This window comes from Microvirga sp. P4_G7 (assembly GCF_056401005.1).
The window spans coordinates 1-1,071 of the sequence record NZ_JBFUKD010000965.1; the positions used below are offsets into that span (position 1 = coordinate 1).

The following is a 1,071-nucleotide window of genomic DNA, read 5'->3' on the forward strand; positions in this document are numbered from 1 at the left end:
ATCGACGTGCGACCCGGCGGCGTACCCCTGCTGTTCAGTTGGCCATCCGATGAAGGTCTCATCGCAAATCTGGGCAGTGCCGAGCGCGCCTACAAGCTGGCAAAAGCGAATGCGGGAGCCTCGCTTCCCTACGCGGCCCATGCGATGGACATATTGTCGAGTTCCACCGCCAAACCGTTCAACATCTTGGCGCATAGCATGGGGACCGATCTGACGGCCAAGGCCATTCAATTGCGCGATTCGGCGGGCTATCGTGCGCTCAAGCCTATGCTTCCGCGGCAAATGCAAAAAAGTCCAGCGCGGGTGATTTTCGCCGCGCCGGACATCGGAACGAGCGAGTTCGATCGCTTGCGGCCCAATATCATGGGGGCAGGGCGGTTTTACACGGTGTACTGCTCTGAGGACTACGCACTTCTTACGTCAAAAAGTATCAACGGCTCCGACGATCGACTTGGTTATTGCACGACTTACAAGAACCCGATGGATGGCGTGGAAGTCGTGGTGGTTCGCGGGCCGATAAAAGACTTCGCGAGGCATTCATATTATCTGAGCGCTATTCAGATTCTCGACGACATCGAGGATCTCATCGCCGGCCTGCCCGTCAGAAGCGCTAATCCGTCCATCCCCGGAGCAAGAGAAATTCGGTTGAAATAACCGAGGTGAGATTGTTTCGGGAATCGAAACAGCATCGCTTGTTGCGATAGCCGCAAAGGGGTAAAATCCAAGGATGTGCGCGGTTGCGATCACATGGAATGGTGGCAGCGTCCGGCGTTGCCGAGTTCAGACTGGTCGATGCTGCCTGTCGGCGGCGAGGGCGGCTTTTGTCAGCGTCCTCGGTATCAGCGCGGTGTCGCTCTGCGGCGCGTCGGTGGTATCCGCACAAGTGGGCCAGCCGCCGGTCGAAATGCGGGGCGCGATCGGTGCATGGTCGCTGTACTGCACAAGCAACACGCTTCATCCGACGATCCGAGACTGCTCGCTTCTCAATTCCGTCGTCGCAGAGAACGATCCGTCCGATTGGGTGAAGCTCGGACTGGCGTTCGCGTCGGTGACGGGTGACATAACACTGAC

Annotated in this window: 1 protein-coding gene and 1 pseudogene; both read left to right on the plus strand. The window is 58.1% G+C overall.

The window, feature by feature from the left end; translation table 11 throughout:
- Positions 1-654, plus strand: a 654-nt coding sequence (locus AC1DT3_RS22260; RefSeq protein ID WP_477467348.1) for an alpha/beta hydrolase, incomplete at its 5' end; no start/stop codon positions are given.
- Between the two features lie 214 nt (positions 655-868).
- Positions 869-1,071: pseudogene (locus AC1DT3_RS22265) on the plus strand (hypothetical protein); the annotation flags it as partial.